Below are 18,063 nucleotides of genomic sequence, written 5' to 3'. Positions count from 1 at the left end.
GGTCAGGGGGCGAGGTGGGTGGCGAGCTTTGTGCTCAGCACCGACGCCGCTTCGTTCCAGGTGATGGGGAGGCCGATTGTAGAAAGGTCCACCGTCTGCAGTCCGGGATAGCCGCAAGGGTTGATGCGGCCGAAGGGCTCCAGGTCCATGGCGACGTTGAGCGCCACGCCGTGGTAGGTGCAATGCCGACTGACCTTGATGCCCAGTGCCGCGATCTTTCCGAGGCCGATGAAGCGTGGTTCCTCGCCAGGCGGCGTCGGCTCCAGCCGCGCGTGGCCGAAAGGGTCTTCAAGCCGCACATAGATGCCCGGCGCGCCGCGCACGCGGTGGCCGGTCACGCCGAAGTGGGCCAGCGTGCGCAGCACGGCCTCCTCGATGCGGTGCACGTATTCCTTGACGTAGTAGCCGGCGCGCTGCAGGTCGATCAACGGATAGGCCACCACCTGGCCCGGCCCGTGGTACGTGGCCTGGCCACCGCGGTTGGTGGCCAGCACGGGGATGTCGCCGGGCAGCAGGATATGTTCGGGTTTGCCGGCCAGACCCTGCGTGAACACGGGCGGGTGCTCGCAGACCCACAGGGCATCCGGCGTGTCGGCGGCGCGCGCAGCCGTGAAGGCCTGCATCTCGGCGCAGACAGCGCCGCAGTCGCTGAGGCCCCGCTGTTCGATGCGGATTGCGGACACGCGCCTACAGCACCACCTTGACCATCGGGTGCGTGCTCAACGTGCGGTACAGCTCGTCGAGTTGCTCGCGCGAGGTGGCCGTCACCGTGACCGTCACGCCCAGATAGTTGCCGCCCTTGCTCTCGCGCAGCTCGACGGTGCTGGCGTCGAACGCCGGATCGAACTGGCGTGCGATGGTGGTCACCGCATGCACGAAGCCTTCGGCCTTGGTGCCCATGACCTTGATCGGAAACGGCGAGGGGTACTCGATCAGCGAGTCCTTGCGCGCTTCGGGTTGCGGGGTGTCGGGGCTTTCGTTCATGGAATGGATTCCTGGTGGGCGCTGGCCTTGGCCTGCTGGTGGCACAGCGTGATCTACAGCGCTGACTCTGCTTTCGTGCAGCGGCCGCAGCGCACTGCCGGCATGGCGCGAAACGCTGGCGCGCGCGGCGGAGGTCATGGAGCGCAAATGCAACGCCGCAAGCGTGAAGCTTTCGAGCGTCAGGGGTTTCTACGTATAATAAGTGGCTTTGCGAAATTCTCGGGGGAGGCTTCACAAGCTTGCAGCAGATGGCGCCCAGGCGCTGCCAGCCTGCAGCCGATGAAGTACTGCGCAGGAGCACGAGGAGCCATAACGAATGACATACCAAGCTCCTGTGTCCGAGATGGACGCTGAAGTCGCAGATTTCAAGCCCTTGACCGCCGAAGAGGCGCAACGCTTGCGCGACGCAAATCCCGTGCTCTCGCCCTGGTGGGTGATTGCTGCCCAGGCGGGCGCGGGTGTGCTCGTGGCAATGCTGGCGCTGTTGTGGGTGCGCGAGTGGTCGGCCGCCTGGTCCGCGCTGTATGGCGCACTGGCGATCGCCCTGCCTGCCGCCCTGTTCGTCCGGGCCATGCGCCGCTCGCCCGCCAATTCGCAGGCAGCGATGCTGCGGTTCGCGGTGTGGGAGATGGTCAAGCTGGGCCTGAGCGTGTTGATGCTCGGCGTGGCCTGGTGGCTGATTGCAGACCTGCACTGGCTGGCCATGCTGGCCGGTGTGGTTGCTGCGCTGAAGATGTATTGGCTGGCCCTGGTGGCTCGGCCGAAGTTGTTGAAAACGGAACTGAAGAGACCTTGAAGATGGCCGCTGAAGGACACGCACCGACCGCAAGTGAGTACATCGTCCACCACTTGCAGCACTGGCAAGTGGATTGGGGTCTCAATCCCGTGAAGCAGACGGCCATCGTCGACTTCAACGTCATCAACCTGGACTCCGTCCTGTATTCGTTGATCCTGGGTGTGATCGGCTGCTTCGTGATGTGGCTGGCTGCGCGCAAGGTGTCGTCGGGCGTGCCGGGCCGTTTCCAGGCCGCCGTCGAGATCCTGGTCGAGATGGTCGACAACCAGGCCAAGGCCAACATCCACAACGCGCAGAGCCGCAAGTTCATTGCCCCGCTGGCATTGACCGTGTTCGTCTGGATCTTCCTGATGAACGCCATGGACATGCTGCCGGTCGACCTGCTGCCGAGCGCCTGGACCCATGTCTACGGCGCGCTGGGCCATGACCCCCACCACGCCTACATGCGCGTCGTGCCGACCGCCGATCTGTCGACCACGCTGGGCCTGTCCACTTCCGTCCTGTTCCTGTGCTTCCTTTACAGCATCAAGATCAAGGGCCTGGGCGGTTGGGGCCACGAACTCATCACGGCTCCTTTTGGTGCCCACCCCGTGCTGTGGCCCATCAACCTGCTGATGCAGGCCATCGAATATCTTGCCAAGACCGTCTCGCATGGCATGCGGTTGTTCGGCAACATGTATGCAGGCGAACTGGTGTTCATGTTGATTGCCCTGATGGGTGGCGCCATGGCCTTCAGCTTCTCCGGCATGGCACTCACGTTGGGTCACGTGGTCGCTGGCTTCATCTGGGCGGTGTTCCACATCCTCGTGATCACGCTGCAGGCTTTCATCTTCATGATGCTGACGCTCATCTATCTGGGCCAGGCACATGAGGCGCACTGATCGCCCGCAGCAGTTTTCTCTCGTTTCTTTCTCTCTTGCCTTTTCATTTATCTAAGGAGTCATCATGGCAAACGTTCTCGGTCTCGTCGCTCTGGCTTGTGGTTTGATCGTCGGTCTCGGCGCGATCGGTGCTTCCATCGGTATTGCTCTGATGGGCGGCAAGTTCCTTGAGTCGTCGGCACGCCAGCCCGAACTCATGAACGACCTGCAAACCAAGATGTTCATCTTGGCCGGTCTGATCGACGCGGCCTTCCTGATCGGTGTGGCCATCGCCCTGCTGTTCGCCTTCGCCAACCCCTTCATCGCTGCACTGCCCGCCGCCTGATCCCGCGTTCGACGCCCCAGCCTAGAGTAGAGGAGTGTTGACGTGAGTATCAACGCAACCCTGTTCGTTCAGGCCGTCGTCTTCCTGCTGCTGGTGCTGTTCACGATGAAGTTCGTGTGGCCGCCCATTGCAAAGGCGCTGGATGAACGGGCACAGAAAGTCGCAGCCGGCCTGGCGGCCGCTGAAAAGGCCAAGGCCGAACTCAGCTCCGCCAACCAGCGTGTCGAACAGGAACTGGCAGCCTCGCGCAACGAGACCGCCGGCCGCCTGGCCGATGCCGAGCGCCGCGCCCAGCAGATCATCGACGAGGCCAAGAGCCGCGCCACGGAAGAGGCAGCCAAGATCGTTGCGGCCGCGCGCGACGAGGCCGAGCACCAGACCGTGCGTGCACGCGAGGCCCTGCGCGAGCAGGTCGCCGTGCTGGCCGTCAAGGGTGCCGAGCAGATCCTGCGCAAGGAAGTCAATGCCGGCGTGCATGCAGACCTGCTGCAGCGCCTGAAGACGGAACTCTGAGGACGCCATGGCCGAACTCGCGACCATTGCGCGTCCTTATGCAGAGGCCTTGTTCAAGGCCAGCGCGTCCGACCTGAACGGCGCGCAGGCCTGGCTCGACCAGCTGGCGGCGGTGGCCGGCCAGCCGGAACTGTTGCAGGTCGCTGCCAACCCCAAGGTCACGCCTGCCCAGGTGTTCGACCTGATCGCCGGCCTGGTGCCGCAGGGCTTGCCCGAAGCGGGCAAGAACTTCCTGCGCGTGCTGATCGACAACGACCGCCTTGCTGCGCTGCCCGAAGCGGCGCTGCAGTTCCGGTCGTTGAAGAACGCCGCCACCGGCGCCTCCGACGCGGTGGTCTACAGCGCCTTCCCGATCGATGCGCAGGCGCTGCAGGAAGTTTCGGCCACGCTGGAGCAACGCTTCGGCCGCAAGCTGACGACCCGGGTCGAGATCGATCCGGCACTGATCGGCGGCATCCGTGCCGTGGTCGGTGACGAGGTGCTGGACACCTCGGTCAAGGCCCGCCTGGAACAGATGAAAGCTGCGCTCACCGCTTGATGCGGTTGGCGACGGTGTCTCCCAATATTGAATAAGGAAAGAGTCATGCAGCTCAATCCCGCAGAAATTTCCGAACTGATCAAGAGCCGCATCGAAGGTCTCGGCGTCAGCGCCGACATCCGCAACCAGGGCACCGTGGTCTCCGTGACCGACGGCATCGTGCGCGTGCACGGCCTGTCGGACGTGATGCAGGGCGAAATGCTGGAATTCCCCGCCACCCCTGGTGGCGCGCAGACCTTCGGTCTGGCCCTGAACCTGGAGCGCGACTCCGTCGGCGCGGTGATTCTGGGCGAGTACGAGCACATTTCCGAAGGCGACACCGTCAAGTGCACCGGCCGCATTCTGGAAGTGCCGGTCGGTCCCGAGCTCGTTGGCCGCGTGGTCAACGCACTGGGCCAGCCGATCGACGGCAAGGGCCCCGTCAACGCCAAGCTGACGGACGTGATCGAGAAGGTCGCGCCCGGCGTGATCGCCCGCAAGTCGGTCGACCAGCCCATGCAGACCGGCCTGAAGTCCATCGACTCCATGGTGCCCGTCGGCCGCGGCCAGCGCGAGCTGATCATCGGCGACCGCCAGACCGGCAAGACGGCCGTGGCGATCGACGCGATCATCAACCAGAAGGGTCAGAACATGACCTGCGTCTACGTTGCGATCGGCCAGAAGGCTTCGTCGATCAAGAACGTGGTGCGCGCCCTGGAGCAGGCCGGCGCGATGGAATACACCATCGTCGTGGCCGCTTCGGCTTCCGAATCCGCTGCCATGCAGTACCTGTCGGCCTACTCGGGCTGCACGATGGGCGAGTACTTCCGCGACCGCGGCGAAGACGCGCTGATCGTCTATGACGACCTGTCCAAGCAGGCCGTGGCCTACCGCCAGGTCTCGCTGCTGCTGCGCCGCCCGCCAGGCCGCGAAGCCTATCCCGGCGACGTGTTCTATCTTCACAGCCGTCTGCTCGAACGCGCCGCCCGCGTGAACGCCGACTACGTGGAAGCCTTCACCAAGGGCGAAGTCAAGGGCAAGACCGGTTCGCTGACGGCACTGCCGATCATCGAAACGCAGGCTGGCGACGTGTCCGCCTTCGTGCCGACCAACGTGATCTCGATCACCGACGGCCAGATCTTCCTGGAAACCAGCCTGTTCAACGCCGGCATCCGCCCCGCCATCAACGCCGGTATCTCGGTGTCGCGCGTCGGTTCCTCGGCCCAGACCAAGATCATCAAGGGCCAGTCCGGCGGTATCCGTACCGACCTGGCCCAGTACCGCGAGCTGGCTGCGTTCGCGCAGTTCGCTTCCGACCTGGACGAGGCCACCCGCAAGCAGCTGGACCGCGGTGCCCGCGTGACCGAACTGCTCAAGCAGGCCCAGTACGCGCCGCTGCCGATCAGCCTGATGGGCGCCACGCTGTTTGCCGTGAACAAGGGGTTCATGGACGACATCGAGGTGAAGAAGGTGCTGCCGTTCGAGCACGGCCTGCACGCCTACCTGAAGGACAAGAACGCCGCGCTGCTGGCCAAGCTGGAGTCGACGAAGGCCCTGGACAAGGACGCGGAAGCCGAACTGTCGGCCGCCATCGGCGCGTTCAAGAAGTCCTTTGCCTGATCACCTAAGCAAAGGAGTCTTGCATGGCTGCTGGTAAAGAGATTCGCGGCAAGATCAAGTCGGTCGAGAACACCAAGAAGATCACCAAGGCCATGGAAATGGTCTCGGTCTCCAAGATGCGCAAGGCCCAGGAACGGATGCGCGCTGCGCGTCCGTACGCCACCAAGATCCGCGACATCGCGGCCCACCTTGGCGAGGCGAATCCCGAGTACACGCACGCCTTCATGAAGGCGAACGAAGCCAAGGACGTCGGCTTCATCGTGGTGACGACCGACAAGGGTCTGTGCGGTGGTTTGAACACCAACCTGCTCCGCCTGCTGACGGGCAAGCTGCGCGATGTGCAGGCCGCCGGCGGTACGCCGCTGACGGTGGCCATCGGCGGCAAGGGTCTGGGGTTCCTGAACCGCATGAACGCCAAGGTCGTCGCCCACGTGACGCACCTGGGCGACACGCCGCACCTGGACAAGCTCGTCGGTCCCGTCAAGGTGCTGCTCGATGCGTATGCCGAAGGCAAGCTCGGCGCGGTCTATCTTTGCTACACCCGCTTCATCAACACGATGAAGCAGGAGTCGGTGATCGAGCCGCTGCTGCCGCTGTCGAATGCCAAGCTCAGCGACGAGGCCAAGGCCAAGGCCGAAGCCAAGCCGAGCACGCACAGCTGGGATTACATCTACGAGCCCGACGCGCAATCCGTCATCGACGAACTGCTGGTCCGCTACGTGGAGGCGCTGGTCTACCAGGCCGTGGCAGAAAACATGGCGTCGGAGCAGTCCGCGCGCATGGTGGCCATGAAGTCCGCGACCGACAACGCCGGCAATGTGATTGCCGAGCTCAAGCTGGTCTACAACAAGTCGCGTCAGGCGGCGATCACGAAGGAACTCTCCGAGATCGTCGCGGGTGCTGCTGCGGTCTGACGTCCGCCCCGATTCAAATTTTTGGAGCAAAGGAGCACCAAATGGCTCAAGCACAAGGCAAGATTGTTCAATGTATCGGCGCTGTGGTGGACGTCGAGTTCCCGCGCGACCAGATGCCCAAGGTCTACGACGCGCTCAAGATGGAAGGTTCGGCGCTGACGCTGGAAGTCCAGCAGCAGCTGGGTGACGGCGTGGTCCGTACCATTGCGCTGGGCTCGTCCGACGGCCTGCGCCGCGGCTCCATGGTGTTCAACACCGGCGCCTCCATCATGGTGCCGGTCGGCAAGGCCACGCTGGGCCGCATCATGGACGTGCTGGGCAGCCCCATCGACGAACGTGGTCCGGTCGACCAGGCCCTGACGGCCTCGATCCACCGCAAGGCCCCGGCCTACGACGAGCTGTCGCCGTCGCAGGAACTGCTGGAAACCGGCATCAAGGTGATCGACCTGGTGTGCCCGTTCGCCAAGGGCGGCAAGGTGGGCCTGTTCGGCGGCGCCGGCGTGGGCAAGACCGTGAACATGATGGAACTCATCAACAACATCGCCAAGGCCCACAGCGGTCTGTCGGTGTTCGCTGGTGTGGGCGAGCGGACCCGCGAAGGCAACGACTTCTACCATGAGATGGCCGACTCCGGCGTCGTGAACCTGGAGAACCTGGAAGAGTCCAAGGTGGCCATGGTCTACGGCCAGATGAACGAGCCCCCGGGCAACCGTCTGCGCGTGGCCCTGACCGGCCTGACCATCGCCGAGTCGTTCCGCGACGAAGGCAAGGACGTGCTGTTCTTCGTGGACAACATCTACCGCTACACGCTGGCCGGTACCGAAGTGTCCGCCCTGCTGGGCCGCATGCCTTCCGCCGTGGGCTACCAGCCGACGCTGGCCGAGGAAATGGGCCGTCTGCAAGAGCGCATCACCTCGACCAAGGTGGGCTCCATCACGTCGATCCAGGCCGTGTACGTGCCGGCGGATGACTTGACCGACCCCTCGCCTGCCACGACCTTCGCCCACTTGGATTCCACCGTGGTGCTGTCGCGTGACATCGCCTCGCTGGGCATCTACCCGGCCGTGGATCCGCTGGACTCCACCAGCCGCCAGCTGGACCCGCTGGTGGTCGGCGCCGACCACTACGAGACGGCCCGCTCGGTGCAGGGCACGCTGCAGCGCTACAAGGAACTGCGCGACATCATCGCGATCCTGGGCATGGACGAACTCGCGCCGGAAGACAAGCTGGCCGTGGCCCGTGCCCGCAAGATCCAGCGTTTCCTGTCGCAGCCCTTCCACGTCGCCGAAGTGTTCACGGGCTCGCCCGGCAAGTACGTGCCGCTGGCCGAAACCATCCGCGGTTTCAAGATGATCACGGCCGGCGAGTGCGACCACCTGCCCGAGCAGGCCTTCTACATGGTCGGCACCATCGACGAGGCCTTCGAGAAGGCCAAGAAGCTGTCCTGATCGGGCGCCTGGAGGAACCCCATGGCAACGACATTCCAAGTTGACGTCGTCAGTGCCGAGGAGTCCATCTTCTCGGGTGAGGCCCGTTTCGTGGCCTTGCCCGGCGAGGCCGGCGAGCTCGGCATCTTTCCGCGCCACGTGCCGCTGATCACGCGCATCAAGCCTGGCTCGGTGCGCATCGAGCGGCCGGACGGCAGCGAAGAGTTCATCTTCGTGGCCGGCGGCATCCTCGAAGTGCAGCCCAACGCCGTGACCGTGCTGTCCGACACCGCGATCCGCGGCAAGGACCTGGACGACGAGAAGGCCAACGCGGCCAAGGCTGCGGCCGAGGAAGCGCTGCGCAACGCCAAGGGCGAGTTGGACATCGCCAAGGCGCAGTCCGAGCTGGCCGTCATGGCGGCGCAGATCGCTGCGCTGCGCAAGTACCGCCAGAAGAAGTAAAGCCGGCGCCCTTGCTGCTCCACAGGGGGCTGCATGGAACCCTCAACGAACGCCGCAGGCCCTTGGTCTGCGGCGTTCCTGTTTTTGGGGCTCAGCGCAACTCGATGTGGTCGGGCAGGCTGTTGGTGCGTGGCGTGCCCTGGGCCTGCGGAAAGTGCATGACCAGCACGGCCGAGACTTCTTCCAGCGCGGTCGTGAGGCCGTCCTCCACGCTCCCCCGGCGCAGGACCTGGCCAAGCTGGGCAACCACGGCCTGCCAGTGCGGTGCGTCCACATGCCGGTTCAATCCGCGGTCGGCCACGAGTTCGATGGCGTGTTCGGCCAGCAGCAGGTAGATCAGCACGCCGTTGTTGTGCTCGGTGTCCCAGACGCGCAGCTTGCCGAACATGGCGACGGCCCGCTCGCGTGGCGTGGCGTCGCGCAGCAGGTAGCTGGTGGGCAGGGCGGCCTCGACGCAGATGCAGACTTCGCCGGTATGGCGTTGCTCGCTGGCGGAGATGCGGCGCTCCAGCCGCTCCAGCGCCGCGCGCGGCAGGGCCTTGTGCGCGTCGCCCACGTCGATCCACCGGTGTGCCAGAAAGCGCCGTAGCCGGCCCCAGATCTGTGCCATGCGCCGTGTGCTCCCTACCAATCGCCGGAGGCGCCGCCGCCGCCGAAGTCACCGCCACCGCCGGAGCTGAAGCCGCCGCCTCCGCCGCCACCGTCTCCGCCACCACCGATGGTCCAGCCTCCAGCGAAGCCGCCGGCCCCGCCGGCCCAGCCACCCGGTCCCGGGCCGATGCGCCCGCGGCCGCGCCGTGAGCCCGGGCGCAGCACCGGGCTGAGCCCCGCCACCAGAGCGATCACGAACGCCAGCAACCCCGCGCCCAAGGCAAGCCACCAGACCGCCTGCAGCACCAGCGCCGCGAAAGCGCCTGCTGCGATGCCTGTCGCCGCTGCGCCCAGGCGTCGCCCGAGCATGCCGCGCAGCACGCCGGCAACCACCGGTACCGCGAAGAACAGCGCGAACAGCAGCGGCGCCAGCATGTCCTCGCCCAGGCCCTCACCGCCGTGCCCCTTGGCCGGCTCCGGCGCCGGCAGGTTCTCGCCGCGGATGCGCGCGTCCAGTTGCGCCACGCCGGCCAGCAGCGCGCCCGCATAGTCGTTCTGGCGCAGCCGCGGCGCGATGGCCTCGTCGATGATCTGCCTGGCCGCCAGGTCGGGGATGGCGCCTTCGAGGGTCTTGGCCACTTCGATGCGCAGCCGCCGGTCGTTCTTGGCGACCAGCAGCAGCACGCCGTCGCCGACATCGCGCCGGCCGATCTGCCAGGCGTTGGCAACGCGGTTCGCATAGGCTGCGATGTCCTCGGGCGCGGTGGTCGCCACCAGCAGCACCACCACCTGCGCACCGCGCTCGTGTTCCAGCCGCGCCAGCGCCTGCTCCAACTGCGCACGCTGGCCCGCGTCCAGCGTGCCGGTGGTGTCGACCACCCGTGCCGTGAGCGTGGGCACCGGCTGCAGGGGCTGGGCCTGCAGCGTGGCCGTGGCCAGCAGCAGAGCTGCCCACAGGCCGATCCGTGCAAGCCAGGCGCGCAAGGGCTACTTCTTCTGGAAGTCGACCACCGGCGGGGATGAGATCTGCGCCTCGTTGGCGACCGTGAAGCTGGGCTTGGCGCCGTAGCCGAACACTTTGGCCGTCAGGTTGGTCGGAAAGCTGCGCGCGAGCACGTTGTATTCCTGCACGGCCTGGATGTAGCGGTTACGCGCCACGGTGATGCGATTCTCCGTGCCTTCCAACTGCACGCGCAGGTCGCGGAAGCCCTGGTTGGCCTTGAGGTCGGGATAGCGCTCGCTGACCACCATCAGGCGCGACAGGGCGCTGCCCAGTTCGCCCTGGGCCGCCTGGAACTTCGCCATGGCCTCAGGGTTGTTCAGCGTCTCCGGCGTGACCTGGATCGACGTCGCCTTCGCGCGGGCCTCGACCACCTTGGTCAGCGTGTCCTGCTCGAACGCAGCCTCGCCCTTGACCGTGGCGACGATGTTGGGCACCAGGTCGGCGCGGCGCTGGTACTGGTTCAGCACCTCGCTCCAAGCCGCCTTGGACTGCTCGTCCAGGCGTTGGAAGTCGTTGTAGCCGCAGCCCGACAAGGCCAGCGCCAGCGCGATGGTGAAAAGCCAGTGACGCATCTTCCCGTGCTCCGTGCATCCGGCGCCACCGCCGGCTGGCAGCGAGCATAGCGGAGCATCGAGGCGGCACGGCGCTGGTGCGGCGGGCGCAGCAATTCGTTGCACAATCGCGCGCACCGCAACCTCCTCGTATGCCGACCGCATGAGCAAAGCCCGACTGCAGGCCGCCACACTCTCCGGCAGTGCCGACGAAACCGAGGCCGCGTTCTACGACGCCATGCTGCATGCCGATGTCGACGCCATGATGGCCTGCTGGGCCGACGAGGACGAGATCGTGTGCATCCATCCTGATGGCCCGCGGCTGGTCGGCGCGGGCGCCATCCGCGCCGCCTACGAAGCACTGTTCTCGGCCGGCGCGGTGCGCGTGCTGCCGCAGCGCGCGCGCAAGATCGAGACGCTGGCCTGTGCCGTGCACAGCGTGGTCGAGCGCATCGAGGTGCTGACCGACAGCGGCCTGCGTGCCGCCGAAGTCGTCGCCACCAATGTCTACCTGAAGACCGCGCAAGGCTGGCGCATCGTCACGCACCACGCCAGCGCCGACCGGCTCGGCGGGGGCCGGGACCACGAGCCTGCGGCCGGGCCGCAGACGCTGCACTGAGCGGCTTGTCCACGGACGGCGAGGCGCGGCAGATGGAGTACAGCGCACCCTGGTGGCTTCCGGGCGGTGACCTGCAGACGATCTGGGCGTCGCTGTATGGCCAGCGGCGCCATGGGCCTGCGCTGGCATTCAAGCGCGAGCGCTGGATCACGCCCGACATGGACTTCATCGACGTGGACATGGCAGATGCCGCCGCCGATGCCATCGACCCGGCCGCGAGCCCCGAGCAGCGCCCGTTGCTGGTGCTGTTCCATGGCCTGGAGGGTTCCTCGAGCAGCCACTATGCCGAGGCCTTCGGCGACTTTGCGCGCCAGCACGGCATGGTCTACGCCGTGCCGCACTTCCGCGGTTGCAGCGGCGAGCTCAATCTCGCGCCGCGCGCCTACCACTCCGGAGATTTCGAGGAGGTCGGCTGGATCTTGCGGCGCATGCGCGCGCGCCACCCCGGGCCCATCGTGGCCGTTGGCGTCTCCCTCGGCGGCAACGCGCTGCTGCGCTGGGCCCAGGAGATGGAGGGCGCGGCGTCGGCCTATGTGTCGGCCATCGCTGCGGTCTGCGCACCGCTGGACCTGACGGCGGGCGGCATGGCACTGGGCCAGGGTTTCAACCGGCTGGTCTACACGGGCATGTTCCTGCGTTCGATGAAGCCCAAGGCCCTGCGCAAGCTGGCGCAGCATCCCGGCCTGTTCGACCGCGACGTGTTGCTCTCGGCGCGCGACCTGTACGCGTTCGACAACGTGTTCACCGCGCCGCTGCACGGCTACCGCGACGTCGAGGACTATTGGCGGCGTGCATCGGCCGGGCCGCACCTGACCCGCATCCGCATCCCCGCGCTGGTGCTCAACGCCCGCAACGATCCCTTCGTGCCGGTCGCCAGCCTGCCCCGTGCCGATGCGGTGGGGTCGCACGTGACGCTGTGGCAGCCGGAGGAGGGTGGGCACGTGGGCTTTCCCCATGGGCCCTGGCCTGGCAGCGTGAGGGCCATGCCCGACGCCGTGGGCAACTGGTTGCTGCAGGCCCTGCGCTGATAATCCGCGCATGGACGACATCGTGCGCCAGGCCATCGCGAAATGGCCCAACGTGCCGGCCTGCTATGGCTGGTTGGGCCTGGACGCGCGCGGCGGCTGGTATCTGCGCGACGCCCAGGTGCAGGCCACGGGCGCTTTCACGCAAGGCGGCGTGGCCAAGGGCGACCTGCTGCGCCACGACAAGCTGCTGGCATTCATCGGCCGCAACTACGCCTGCGATGCGCGCGGCTGCTGGTTCTTCCAGAACGGGCCGCAGCGCGTCTTCGTGGAACTCGAGGCCGCACCCTGGGTCTGGCGCATCGCGCCCGACTTGTCGCTGTCGGCCCACACCGGGGCGGTTGCCCGCCTGGACAAGCTGCTGCTGGACGAGCAGGGGCGGGTCTTTGCGCTGACCGACCTGGGCCTGGGCCTGGTGCACTCGCTCGACGTGGAACTGGTGGCGTCGGCGGTGGAGCAGGCGGGCTGGATGCTGGAAGACGTGCTGGCGGCCGATCTGCCGGCCCGCCACGGCTTCGTCCTCAGCCCCCAGCAACTCGCACAGGACAGCGCGGCGGGCTGAAGCCGCCGGCCTGGCTTACTTGGAGGCGGCTTCCGCCGGGGCCTCAGCCGCGGCTGCGGGTTGTGCCGGTTCTTCGAACTTGCCGCCGCCCGCATTGCCCAGATAGGCCACGGCGCGTGCAATCTCCAGGTCGGCGAAATCGCCGCCGCCCTGTGGCGCCATGGCGCCCTTGCCCTTGAGCGCATGCTCGACCAGCGTCTGGAAACCCTGGCCCAGGCGTGGGCCCCAGGCGGCTGCGTCGCCCAGCTTGGGCGCACCGGCCACGCCGGTGCCATGGCAGGCCGCGCACTGGGCCTTGAACACGGTCTCGCCGTTGGCCAGCGGGCGGTTGGCGTCGCGGATCTCCACGCTGCCTACCTTCTGCAGCCGTGCCGCCACGCCTTGGGCGAGGCTTTGCTCCGTCATGCCGCCCAGCGCCATCGCGCTGGCGTCGTTGCTGCCGGAGGGCTTGACCGCCGACACCACGAAGTACACCAGCCCGATGATCACGAAGATCGGGACGACGAAGGAGAACAAGGTTGCCACCAGCAGTTGGCTGGGGTTCTTGATGGGGCCCGTATGGGCGCCGCCGTCCGCATGTTCGCTCATGTTGTCCTCAGTCTCGTCGGGGGCTTTTTGTCAGCCGGCGAGTATAACGGCCGGGTCCTGTGCGGACCCGTCGCGCATGTGCCCGCCTTCATGGCTGCTGTGTCCAGCCGCCGCCCAGTGTCCTGTACAGCGTGACCTGGTTCTGCAGCTGCGCAAGCCGCGTCTGCACCACGGCCTGCTGCGTGACGAACAGCGAGCGCTGCGCGTCCAGCAGATCCAGGTAGCTGGCCACGCCGTTGCGGTAGCGCAGGTCGGACAGCTTGAAGCGCGCGGACTCCGCCTCGGCCTGGGCCTGCTGCGCACGCAATTCCTCGCCCAGCGTGGCACGCCCGGCCAATGCGTCGGCGACTTCGCGGAACGCGGTCTGGATGGCCTTTTCATACTGCGCCACCGCGATGTCGCGGCTGACGTTGGCCGAGTCCAGCCCGGCCTGGTTGCGCCCGCCGTCGAAGATCGGCAGCAGCAGCTGCGGCGCCACGCTCCAGCCCCAGCTGCCGCCCTCGAACAGGCCGGACAACTGGCCGCTCACCGTGCCGAAACCGGCCGTCAGCGTGATGCGCGGGAAGAAGGCGGCGCGCGCGGCGCCGATGTTGGCGTTGGCCGAGCGCAGCTGCTGCTCGGCCTGGCGGATGTCGGGCCGGGCGGTCAGCACGTCCGACGGCAGGCCGGCGGGCAGCTCGTTCATCATGACGGCCGATTCCAGCCGGCTCGTGGCGGGCAGCGCAGCGATGCGCTGGGCCCAGTCGGGCTGGCCGACCAGCAGCGTCAACTGGTTCTGGTCCTGGGCGCGCTGGCGCTGCAATTGGGCCAGCGTGGCGCGTGCGGCCTCCAGCAGCGACTGGGCCTGGCGCAGGTCCAGTTCCGAGGCCACGCCGCTGTCGAAGCGGAGCTTGGACAGCTTGGCCGAATCCTCGCGCGTGGCCAGGGTCTGGCGCGTGAGCTCCAGCAATTCATCGTCGGCCAGCAGGCTCAGGTAGGCGTTCGCGACCGAGGCGACGAGCGTGATCTGGGTGGACTTGCGCCCCTCCTCGGTGGCCAGGTATTGGGCCAGTGCGGCCTCGCTCAGGCTGGCGATGCGGCCGAAGAAGTCCAGTTCCCACGACGACAGCGTGAGGCCGACCTGGTAGGCCGTGAGGTTCTCGCCGTTGCCCTGTGGCGTGCGCGAGCCGCTGGCGCCCACGCCGATGGAGGGCAGGCGGTCGGCGCGCTGGATGCGGTATTGCGCGCGTGCCTGCTCGATGTTGAGCACGGCCACGCGCAGGTCGCGGTTGTTGGCCAGGGCCTGCTCCACCAACGCGCGCAGCCGCGCGTCGCTGAAGAAGCTCTGCCACGGAATGTCGGCCACGGGCTGGGCCGCCGGCGTGGCGCTGGCTTCGCCCGGCCATTGCGCGGCCACCGGAGCGGCGGGCCGCTCGTAGGTGGGCATGAACGAGCAGCCGGCCATGAGCGCCGTCAACGCGGCCAGTGCCAGCGCCGACAGGCGTGCGGATGGTTTCTTAGTCATGTGCGCCTCCCTTGGCTTCGCCCATGCCAGCTTCGCGCGCATGGGCGGCATAGATCTCGTTCTGGCGCTTGCTGCCCTTGAAGATGCTGCGCACGATCACGAAGAACACCGGCACGAAGAACACGGCCAGCAAGGTTCCCGTGACCATGCCGCCGATCACGCCCGTGCCGATCGCGCGCTGGCTGGCCGAACCGGCACCGGATGCGATGAACAACGGCACCACGCCCAGGCCGAAGGCCAGCGAGGTCATGATGATCGGACGGAACCGCAGGTGCGCGGCCTCCAGCGCGGACTCGACCACGCCCTTGCCCTGCGCCTGCAGGTCCTTGGCGAATTCGATGATCAGGATCGCGTTCTTCGCCGACAGGCCGATGATGGTGATCAGGCCGACCTGGAAGTACACGTCGTTCGAGTAGGACCGCAGCAAGGTTGCCAGCAGCACGCCGACCACGCCCAACGGCACCACCAGGATCACCGCCAGCGGGATCGACCAGCTCTCGTACAGCGCCGCCAGGCACAGGAACACCGCCAGGATCGCGAAGCCATACAGGATGATGGCCTGCGAGCCGGCGAGCTTCTCTTCGCGCGACTGGCCGGTCCATTCGAAGCCGAAGCCGGGCGGCAGCTGGGCTGCCAGCTTTTCCATCTCGGCCATGGCCGCACCGGTGCTCTGGCCGGGCGCGGCGTCGCCGCTGATGCGCATGGCCGGGTAGCCGTTGTAGCGCACCGTCTGCATCGCACCCGTCACCCAGCGCGTGGTCGCGAAGGCCGACAGCGGCACCGGCGTGCCCTGGGCGTTGGCCGCGTTCAGGCGCAGCAGGTCTTCCGGCTGCATGCGGGCCGGCGCATCGGCCTGCACGATCACGCGCTGCAACCGGCCACGGTTCGGGAAGTCGTTGATGTAGCTCGAACCCAGCGCGGTCGACAGCGCGGTGTTGATCGCATCGAAGCCCACGCCCAGGGCCTGGGCCTTGTCGCGGTCGATGTCGATCTGCAGCTGCGATGCGTCTTCCAGGCCGTCAGGCCGCACCTGCGCCAGCACCTTGCTCTGCGAGGCCATGCCCAGCAGCTGGTTGCGTGCGTTGAGCAGCGCCTGGTGGCCCTGGCCCGAACGGTCCTGCAGCCGGAACGAGAAACCGCTGGCATTGCCCAGCTCGGGAATCGGCGGCGGGCTCAGCGGGTAGATGAAGGCGTCACGGATGCCCGACAGCGCGCCGAAGGCACGGCCGGCCAGTGCGCTGGCGGAGTTCGCCGGGTCGTGCCGTTCGGACCAGTCCTTCAGCGTCACGAAGGCGAGACCGGAGTTCTGGCCCTGGCCCGAGAACGAGAAGCCCAGAACGCCGACCATGCTCTCGACTTCAGGCTGCTTGAGGATGAAGCCTTCGACCTGCTGCATCACGTCCAGCATGCGCTCCTGCGTGGCGCCAGGCGGCAGTTGCACGTTCACGATGATGTTGCCCTGGTCTTCCTGCGGCAGGAAGGAGGTGGGCAGGCGCTGGTACATCACGACCACGGCACCGATGATGGCGGCGTAGATGACGAGGTAGCGCGCGGCGCGCTTGAGCAGGCGCGAGACCACGCTCTCATAGCCCTTGGCAGTGCGCGAGAAACCGCGGTTGAACCAGCCGAAGAAGCCGCGCTTCTCGTGGTGGTGGCCGGCCTCGACCGGCTTGAGCAGCGTGGCGCACAGGGCCGGCGTCAGCGACAGCGCCATGAAGGCCGAGAACGCGATCGACGCCACCATCACCGCCGAGAACTGGCGGTAGATGTTGCCGGTGGAGCCGGCAAAGAAGGCCAGCGGCACGAACACCGAGATCAGCACCACCGTCACGCCGATGATGGCGCCCGAGATCTGCTGCATGGCCTTCTTGGTGGCCTCGCGCGGTGGCAGGCCTTCCTCGCTCATGATGCGCTCGACGTTCTCCACCACGACGATGGCGTCGTCCACCACGATGCCGATCACCAGCACCATGCCGAACATGGTCAGCACGTTGATCGAGAAGCCCAACGCCAGCAAGGTGGCGAAGGTGCCCAGCAGCGCGATCGGCACCACCAGCGTGGGGATCACCGTGTAGCGCCAGTTCTGCAGGAACAGGAACATCACCAGGAACACCAGCGCCACGGCCTCGAACAGCGTGTGGGTGACCTGCTCGATGGAGATGCTGACGAACCTGGAGCTGTCGTAGGGAATGTCGAACTTCACGCCGGGCGGGAAGAACTTGGACAGCTCGTCCATCTTCTGGCGCGCCAGGCGCGCCGACTCCAGCGCATTGCCACCCGGCGAGGGCTGCACGCCCAGGCCGACCGCAGGCGTGCCGTTCAGGCGCGCCGAGGTGGCATAGCTCTGGCCGCCGATCTCGATGCGTGCCACGTCCTTCAGCCGCACGGTGGAGCCGTCGGCATTGGCGCGCAGCACGATGTTCTCGAACTGCGCCACGTTGGACAACTGCCCCTTGACGACCACGGTGGCGGCGATGCCCTGGCCCGCCACGTTCGGCAGGTCGCCGATGGTGCCGGAGGCCACCTGGGCGTTCTGGGAGCGGATCGCGGCCGACACCTCGGCCGAGGAGATCCGCACGCCCTGCATCTTGGCCGGGTCCAGCCAGATCCGCATGGCGGTCTCCGAGCCGAACAGCTGCACCTGGCCCACGCCCTTGACGCGCTGCAGTTCAGGCTGGATGTTGCGCGCGGCGTAGTCGCCCAATTCCACCGTGGTGAAGTCGGGGTTGTCCGAGGACAGCATCGCGAACAGCAGGAAGTTGTTGCGCGACTTGTCCACGCGCACGCCCTGCTGCGTCACGGCCGAGGGCAGGCGCGGCGTGGCGCGCGAGAGGCGGTTCTGCACGTCGACCTGGGCCAGGTCGTCGTTGGTGCCGGGCTCGAAGGTCACCGTGATGGTGCCGGTGCCGTCGGCCTGGGCCACCGATTCCACGTAGATGAGACCGGGCGAACCGTTCATCTCGCGCTCAATGACGGACAGCACGCTGTCCTCCAGCGTCTGCGCGGAGGCGCCCGGGTACGTGACGTTGATGACGATGGCCGGTGGGGCCACCGGCGGGTACTGCGAGATCGGCAGCTGGGTGATCGAGACCGCGCCCATCACGATGACGAACAGCGCGATCACCCAGGCAAAGATCGGGCGATCGATGAAGAACTTGGCCATGGATGCTTGCCTTGCTTC

At 67.0% G+C, this 18,063-nt stretch carries 20 protein-coding genes; 12 read left to right on the top strand and 8 right to left on the bottom strand.

Annotation, left to right across the window (positions count from 1 at the left end; translation table 11 throughout):
- Positions 1 to 2: 2 nt before the first annotated feature.
- Both lipB and ASF44_RS22230 read right to left on the bottom strand, forming a co-directional pair.
- Positions 3 to 674 carry a lipoyl(octanoyl) transferase LipB gene (gene lipB / locus ASF44_RS22235; protein ID WP_082524974.1) on the bottom strand — a complete coding sequence of 224 codons (672 nt, stop codon included), beginning with the start codon at positions 672 to 674 and terminating at the stop codon, positions 3 to 5.
- A 13-nt stretch (positions 675 to 687) separates the two neighbouring features.
- Positions 688 to 984 (bottom strand): YbeD family protein, encoded by a 297-nt coding sequence (locus ASF44_RS22230; protein WP_056901421.1) that lies wholly within the window; start codon positions 982 to 984, stop codon positions 688 to 690.
- A 343-nt stretch (positions 985 to 1,327) separates the two neighbouring features.
- Between ASF44_RS22230 and ASF44_RS22225 the strand changes: the two genes are divergently transcribed.
- The 9 genes from ASF44_RS22225 (at position 1,328) to ASF44_RS22185 (ending at position 8,439) form a co-directional block, all read left to right on the top strand.
- Positions 1,328 to 1,780 carry an ATP synthase subunit I gene (locus ASF44_RS22225; RefSeq protein ID WP_235579307.1) on the top strand — a complete coding sequence of 151 codons (453 nt, stop codon included), beginning with the start codon at positions 1,328 to 1,330 and terminating at the stop codon, positions 1,778 to 1,780.
- Between the two features lie 2 nt (positions 1,781 to 1,782).
- Positions 1,783 to 2,661, top strand: a complete 879-nt coding sequence (atpB, locus tag ASF44_RS22220; protein WP_056901419.1) for a F0F1 ATP synthase subunit A — start codon at positions 1,783 to 1,785, stop codon at positions 2,659 to 2,661.
- 64 nt (positions 2,662 to 2,725) lie between these two features.
- Positions 2,726 to 2,986, top strand: coding sequence for a F0F1 ATP synthase subunit C (atpE, locus tag ASF44_RS22215; protein WP_056667590.1), 261 nt, complete (start codon positions 2,726 to 2,728; stop codon positions 2,984 to 2,986).
- A gap of 42 nt (positions 2,987 to 3,028) precedes the next feature.
- Positions 3,029 to 3,499 (top strand): F0F1 ATP synthase subunit B, encoded by a 471-nt coding sequence (locus ASF44_RS22210; protein WP_056901418.1) that lies wholly within the window; start codon positions 3,029 to 3,031, stop codon positions 3,497 to 3,499.
- 7 nt (positions 3,500 to 3,506) lie between these two features.
- The gene (locus ASF44_RS22205; RefSeq protein WP_056901417.1) at positions 3,507 to 4,037 is read left to right on the top strand and encodes a F0F1 ATP synthase subunit delta; all 531 of its coding nucleotides are present in this window, start codon (positions 3,507 to 3,509) and stop codon (positions 4,035 to 4,037) included.
- A gap of 45 nt (positions 4,038 to 4,082) precedes the next feature.
- Entirely contained in the window at positions 4,083 to 5,636 is a 1,554-nt protein-coding gene (gene atpA, locus ASF44_RS22200; protein ID WP_056901416.1) for a F0F1 ATP synthase subunit alpha, read from the top strand.
- Between the two features lie 23 nt (positions 5,637 to 5,659).
- Positions 5,660 to 6,550 carry a F0F1 ATP synthase subunit gamma gene (gene atpG, locus ASF44_RS22195; RefSeq protein WP_056901415.1) on the top strand — a complete coding sequence of 297 codons (891 nt, stop codon included), beginning with the start codon at positions 5,660 to 5,662 and terminating at the stop codon, positions 6,548 to 6,550.
- 41 nt (positions 6,551 to 6,591) lie between these two features.
- On the top strand, positions 6,592 to 7,998 hold the full coding sequence (atpD, locus tag ASF44_RS22190; protein ID WP_056901414.1) for a F0F1 ATP synthase subunit beta: 1,407 nt from the start codon (positions 6,592 to 6,594) through the stop codon (positions 7,996 to 7,998).
- A gap of 21 nt (positions 7,999 to 8,019) precedes the next feature.
- Positions 8,020 to 8,439, top strand: coding sequence for a F0F1 ATP synthase subunit epsilon (locus tag ASF44_RS22185; protein ID WP_056667572.1), 420 nt, complete (start codon positions 8,020 to 8,022; stop codon positions 8,437 to 8,439).
- Positions 8,440 to 8,530: 91 nt separating this feature from the next.
- Here the strand turns inward: ASF44_RS22185 and ASF44_RS22180 are convergent, their stop codons facing one another.
- From ASF44_RS22180 to ASF44_RS22170, 3 genes are read right to left on the bottom strand one after another with little or no spacing between them, the layout of a single operon-like run.
- Positions 8,531 to 9,049, bottom strand: a complete 519-nt coding sequence (locus ASF44_RS22180) for a TPM domain-containing protein (protein WP_056901413.1) — start codon at positions 9,047 to 9,049, stop codon at positions 8,531 to 8,533.
- A 14-nt stretch (positions 9,050 to 9,063) separates the two neighbouring features.
- Positions 9,064 to 10,014, bottom strand: coding sequence for a YgcG family protein (locus ASF44_RS22175; RefSeq protein ID WP_056901412.1), 951 nt, complete (start codon positions 10,012 to 10,014; stop codon positions 9,064 to 9,066).
- A gap of 3 nt (positions 10,015 to 10,017) precedes the next feature.
- Positions 10,018 to 10,605, bottom strand: coding sequence for a LemA family protein (locus tag ASF44_RS22170; protein WP_056901411.1), 588 nt, complete (start codon positions 10,603 to 10,605; stop codon positions 10,018 to 10,020).
- A 142-nt stretch (positions 10,606 to 10,747) separates the two neighbouring features.
- Here ASF44_RS22170 and ASF44_RS22165 point away from each other — a divergent pair, with 142 nt between their 5' ends.
- Genes ASF44_RS22165 through ASF44_RS22155 form a run of 3 tightly spaced genes read left to right on the top strand, consistent with a single transcriptional unit; the run spans position 10,748 to position 12,790 of the window.
- Positions 10,748 to 11,203 (top strand): nuclear transport factor 2 family protein, encoded by a 456-nt coding sequence (locus ASF44_RS22165; RefSeq protein ID WP_056901410.1) that lies wholly within the window; start codon positions 10,748 to 10,750, stop codon positions 11,201 to 11,203.
- Between the two features lie 32 nt (positions 11,204 to 11,235).
- Positions 11,236 to 12,231 (top strand): YheT family hydrolase, encoded by a 996-nt coding sequence (locus ASF44_RS22160; RefSeq protein ID WP_056901466.1) that lies wholly within the window; start codon positions 11,236 to 11,238, stop codon positions 12,229 to 12,231.
- Positions 12,232 to 12,241: 10 nt separating this feature from the next.
- Positions 12,242 to 12,790 carry a DUF2946 family protein gene (locus ASF44_RS22155; protein ID WP_056901409.1) on the top strand — a complete coding sequence of 183 codons (549 nt, stop codon included), beginning with the start codon at positions 12,242 to 12,244 and terminating at the stop codon, positions 12,788 to 12,790.
- Positions 12,791 to 12,805: 15 nt separating this feature from the next.
- On the opposite strand, the gene ASF44_RS22150 is transcribed toward ASF44_RS22155, so the two are convergent.
- The 3 genes from ASF44_RS22150 to ASF44_RS22140 form a co-directional block, all read right to left on the bottom strand.
- Positions 12,806 to 13,378, bottom strand: coding sequence for a cytochrome c5 family protein (locus ASF44_RS22150; RefSeq protein WP_056901408.1), 573 nt, complete (start codon positions 13,376 to 13,378; stop codon positions 12,806 to 12,808).
- An 88-nt stretch (positions 13,379 to 13,466) separates the two neighbouring features.
- A complete protein-coding gene (locus tag ASF44_RS22145) occupies positions 13,467 to 14,882 on the bottom strand; it encodes an efflux transporter outer membrane subunit (RefSeq protein ID WP_056901407.1) in 1,416 nt (471 codons plus the stop codon).
- On the bottom strand, positions 14,875 to 18,045 hold the full coding sequence (locus ASF44_RS22140) for an efflux RND transporter permease subunit (protein ID WP_056901406.1): 3,171 nt from the start codon (positions 18,043 to 18,045) through the stop codon (positions 14,875 to 14,877). Before ASF44_RS22140 ends, ASF44_RS22145 begins: the two co-directional genes overlap by 8 nt.
- Positions 18,046 to 18,063 lie beyond the last annotated feature (18 nt).

Source organism: Pseudorhodoferax sp. Leaf274, assembly GCF_001422445.1.
In the GTDB taxonomy this organism is placed as follows: domain Bacteria; phylum Pseudomonadota; class Gammaproteobacteria; order Burkholderiales; family Burkholderiaceae_C; genus Pseudorhodoferax.
The sequence above is the reverse complement of the archived record's forward strand: the minus strand, read 5'-3'. Positions and strand labels throughout refer to the sequence as shown.

What these genes read in the sequence shown, in the direction of transcription:
- ASF44_RS22145 (WP_056901407.1), bottom strand. Translation starts at nt 14,882, where the DNA reads ATGACTAAGAAACCATCCGCACGCCTGTCGGCGCTGGCACTGGCCGCG.
- ASF44_RS22230 (WP_056901421.1), bottom strand. Translation starts at nt 984, where the DNA reads ATGAACGAAAGCCCCGACACCCCGCAACCCGAAGCGCGCAAGGACTCG.
- ASF44_RS22140 (WP_056901406.1), bottom strand. Translation starts at nt 18,045, where the DNA reads ATGGCCAAGTTCTTCATCGATCGCCCGATCTTTGCCTGGGTGATCGCG.
- atpG (WP_056901415.1), top strand. Translation starts at nt 5,660, where the DNA reads ATGGCTGCTGGTAAAGAGATTCGCGGCAAGATCAAGTCGGTCGAGAAC.
- ASF44_RS22225 (WP_235579307.1), top strand. Translation starts at nt 1,328, where the DNA reads ATGGACGCTGAAGTCGCAGATTTCAAGCCCTTGACCGCCGAAGAGGCG.
- ASF44_RS22160 (WP_056901466.1), top strand. Translation starts at nt 11,236, where the DNA reads ATGGAGTACAGCGCACCCTGGTGGCTTCCGGGCGGTGACCTGCAGACG.
- atpA (WP_056901416.1), top strand. Translation starts at nt 4,083, where the DNA reads ATGCAGCTCAATCCCGCAGAAATTTCCGAACTGATCAAGAGCCGCATC.
- ASF44_RS22185 (WP_056667572.1), top strand. Translation starts at nt 8,020, where the DNA reads ATGGCAACGACATTCCAAGTTGACGTCGTCAGTGCCGAGGAGTCCATC.
- atpB (WP_056901419.1), top strand. Translation starts at nt 1,783, where the DNA reads ATGGCCGCTGAAGGACACGCACCGACCGCAAGTGAGTACATCGTCCAC.
- ASF44_RS22150 (WP_056901408.1), bottom strand. Translation starts at nt 13,378, where the DNA reads ATGAGCGAACATGCGGACGGCGGCGCCCATACGGGCCCCATCAAGAAC.
- ASF44_RS22180 (WP_056901413.1), bottom strand. Translation starts at nt 9,049, where the DNA reads ATGGCACAGATCTGGGGCCGGCTACGGCGCTTTCTGGCACACCGGTGG.
- atpD (WP_056901414.1), top strand. Translation starts at nt 6,592, where the DNA reads ATGGCTCAAGCACAAGGCAAGATTGTTCAATGTATCGGCGCTGTGGTG.
- ASF44_RS22155 (WP_056901409.1), top strand. Translation starts at nt 12,242, where the DNA reads ATGGACGACATCGTGCGCCAGGCCATCGCGAAATGGCCCAACGTGCCG.
- ASF44_RS22205 (WP_056901417.1), top strand. Translation starts at nt 3,507, where the DNA reads ATGGCCGAACTCGCGACCATTGCGCGTCCTTATGCAGAGGCCTTGTTC.
- ASF44_RS22165 (WP_056901410.1), top strand. Translation starts at nt 10,748, where the DNA reads ATGAGCAAAGCCCGACTGCAGGCCGCCACACTCTCCGGCAGTGCCGAC.
- atpE (WP_056667590.1), top strand. Translation starts at nt 2,726, where the DNA reads ATGGCAAACGTTCTCGGTCTCGTCGCTCTGGCTTGTGGTTTGATCGTC.
- ASF44_RS22170 (WP_056901411.1), bottom strand. Translation starts at nt 10,605, where the DNA reads ATGCGTCACTGGCTTTTCACCATCGCGCTGGCGCTGGCCTTGTCGGGC.